This window comes from Pedomonas sp., assembly GCF_036515995.1.
Taxonomy (GTDB): domain Bacteria; phylum Pseudomonadota; class Alphaproteobacteria; order Sphingomonadales; family Sphingomonadaceae; genus Pedomonas.
In genome coordinates this window covers 1-2398 of the sequence record NZ_DATBUP010000220.1, presented here as the reverse complement: position 1 = coordinate 2398, position 2398 = coordinate 1, and the positions used below count along the sequence as shown (strand labels likewise).

At 66.8% G+C, this 2398-nt stretch carries 4 protein-coding genes and 1 pseudogene; 1 reads left to right on the top strand and 4 read right to left on the bottom strand.

The window, feature by feature from the left end:
- A partial coding sequence (locus tag VIG90_RS16100) for an SDR family NAD(P)-dependent oxidoreductase (RefSeq protein ID WP_331594538.1) occupies positions 1-390 on the top strand: 390 nt, incomplete at its 5' end.
- A 12-nt stretch (positions 391-402) separates the two neighbouring features.
- Here the strand turns inward: VIG90_RS16100 and VIG90_RS16095 are convergent.
- The 4 genes and pseudogenes from VIG90_RS16095 to VIG90_RS16080 form a co-directional block, all read right to left on the bottom strand.
- Positions 403-936 carry a periplasmic heavy metal sensor gene (locus VIG90_RS16095; RefSeq protein WP_331594537.1) on the bottom strand — a complete coding sequence of 178 codons (534 nt, stop codon included), beginning with the start codon at positions 934-936 and terminating at the stop codon, positions 403-405.
- Entirely contained in the window at positions 936-1382 is a 447-nt protein-coding gene (locus VIG90_RS16090; RefSeq protein ID WP_331594536.1) for a hypothetical protein, read from the bottom strand. The genes VIG90_RS16095 and VIG90_RS16090 overlap by 1 nt, the downstream gene beginning before the upstream one ends.
- Entirely contained in the window at positions 1379-1951 is a 573-nt protein-coding gene (locus VIG90_RS16085; protein WP_331594535.1) for an RNA polymerase sigma factor, read from the bottom strand. The genes VIG90_RS16090 and VIG90_RS16085 overlap by 4 nt, the downstream gene beginning before the upstream one ends.
- 178 nt (positions 1952-2129) lie before the next feature.
- A pseudogene (locus tag VIG90_RS16080) lies at positions 2130-2398 on the bottom strand (2-oxoacid:ferredoxin oxidoreductase subunit beta); the annotation flags it as partial.

Sequence of the window (2398 nt, the reverse complement as noted above, 5' to 3'; positions counted from 1 at the left end):
CGCTCCCGCCGTTCGGGCCGGGTCGCCATTATTTCGTCGGTCGCCGGGTTCCGAGGCCTGCCGCGTGCGCTGGCCTATGGTGCATCAAAGGCCGCGCTCACCCACATTGCCGAGGCGCTGTGGTTCGAGTGCCGGCGCGATGGCGTCACCGTTCAGGTGATCCACCCCGGCTTCGTGAAAACCCCGCTCACCGACAAGAACGATTTTCCCATGCCCTGCCTGATGCAGGTGGAAAATGCCGCCCGACGCATCGTCGCCGGCATGCAGCGCGGCCAGTTCGAGATCACCTTCCCGCGCCGCTTCACCGTTCTCCTGAAGCTGCTGCGCATCCTGCCCTACCGGCTTTATCTGCCGATGGTCGCCCGCGCCACGCGCAATCTGGTGCGGTAAGCGGGCCCAGTGCTACCGGGCCGCCTTGGCGGCTGCCGTTTCCGTATCGTGCGGGCACTTCTTGCGGTTCTCTTCGGCCTTCTTCTGGATCTGCCGAATGGTCTCGCCCGGGATATGCAGGCGGGTGGAGCGCAGCCCTTCCGCGAAGAACTTGCGATCCTCCGCGCTCAGCCGCGTGGAGGCCTTCAGCAGCGCCTCCTGACGGGTCGCCTGCAGTTTCTGGGAGAGAATACGCTCCCGCTCAAACGCCTTGGCCAGCGCCTCGGAGTCCAGCTGCGGCGCGGCGATCAGCGTCAGGATCTGCTCGCGCGTCTCCTTCAGGGCGGCCAGCTTCTTTTTCTCGCGGGCGCTCTTGCTCACGGCTTCGGCCATGATTGACTGCCCCTGCGAAGACATTCGGCTTACAATCTCATGGAAGCGCGGCGGCGCCGGCTGGGCCGGAGCATTGGCCGGCGGCGGCGAAGGCGGCGTTGTTTGCGCCCCTGCCAGACCCGCTGCGCCCGCAAGCGTCAGGCCAGCCGCCAGCGCCAGAACCTTCACACGCATTACAACCACCCTTCCGAAAGATCCGTCGAGAAGGCGAGGGACGCCACCGACGAGTCCGTCACTTCCACCTGCGCCTGCGGGGCGGGATCGCTCACCGCCATCAGCAGCGCCATGATGCTGGCTGCAAGGCCCACGGCCCAGCCGTTGGCCAGCCAGCGCTCCCGCCGCCCTGTCGTCTCCTGCGCCGCAATTGCTCGGGGCACGCCCGCCTGGGCCGTCACGCGGCTGGCCGCCAGCAGCGTCTCCATGGCCTGCGGCCGGGGCGCTGGGGCGTCCCACGCCGTGATCAGCCAGTCATCCAGCACCGCTTCCTGCCGGGCCTGCGCTTGCAGTTCCGTATCCCGCGCCAGCAGGGCTTTTGCCGCCTCGCGCTCCTCATCCGGCCAGCGGGCCGGGTTCGCGCCGCAGGCGTCCAGAATTTCTGAAAGACGCTGACGCTCGATCATTCCGCGGCCTCCCGGGCAAGAGATTCGAGGGCTCCGCGCAGGCCTGCCCGGCCGCGGGAGAGCAGGGACTCCACCGCCTTCACGTTGATGCTCATCGCTTCGGCCACCTCGGACATACTCATACCCTCACCATAGAACAGCGCCAGTGCTGCTCTCTGCCGGGGCGGCAGCGTGTCCATTGCTGCCGTCACCCGTGCCTTGCGGTCCGAACTCTGGGCCGCCTCTTCCGGCGTCGGCCCTTCGTCCGCTGCTTCGGCCAGCACCTCGATCGATTCCACGGGGCGCAACAGCCGCCGCCGGTCGAGACACTGGTTTACCACCACCCGCGCCAGCCAGGGTTTGAAAGCGCCGCGCTCGGGGTCGTACCGGTCCGGCATCCGCCAGACCTTCAGAAACGCCTCCTGCACGGCATCTTCCGCCTCTTCCTGCACAGGCAGGATCCGGCCAGCGATCCGCAGAGCCACGGCATAATAGCGCTGGACGAGCTCCTGAAAGGCGGTGTTTTCGCCGCTCTGGAGTCTCTCCATGAGCAGCGCATCCGCCTGAGCCTTGTCGTCCAGTTCCGCCATGGGCTCTATCTGCCAATACGAGGCGCGCGCGCGCAATCCTTCGCACACCGGCCAGACCGTTCCCGCGCCCAAACGAGGCGCAGGAGCGACGAAATTTCCGGCTGATCCTCAAGAGCTTGGACGCGCCCGCCCTTCCCGGCCGAACGCTCGTTCCGGAATATTCTGGTAAACTATTTGTTCAGCTTACCGTCCATGTCTGCCCCCGCCGCAACAGGGCATCGAAGTCCGCAACGCCCCGGCTGGCGGCAAGTGCCTGTGTCTGCTCGGCAATGGCCGCCTCATAGGTTGGTGCCGGGTCGCAGTAGATCACCCCGAGCGCCACCGGAAACTCGGGGAACGCCATCTCCACCAGCAAGTGCGCGATCATGCGGTTGGTCTCGTCATGCACCAGCACGTCCGCCTCCGTCAGACCGTCCTCCCCCAGCGTCACCACCTCCAGCGCCAGCG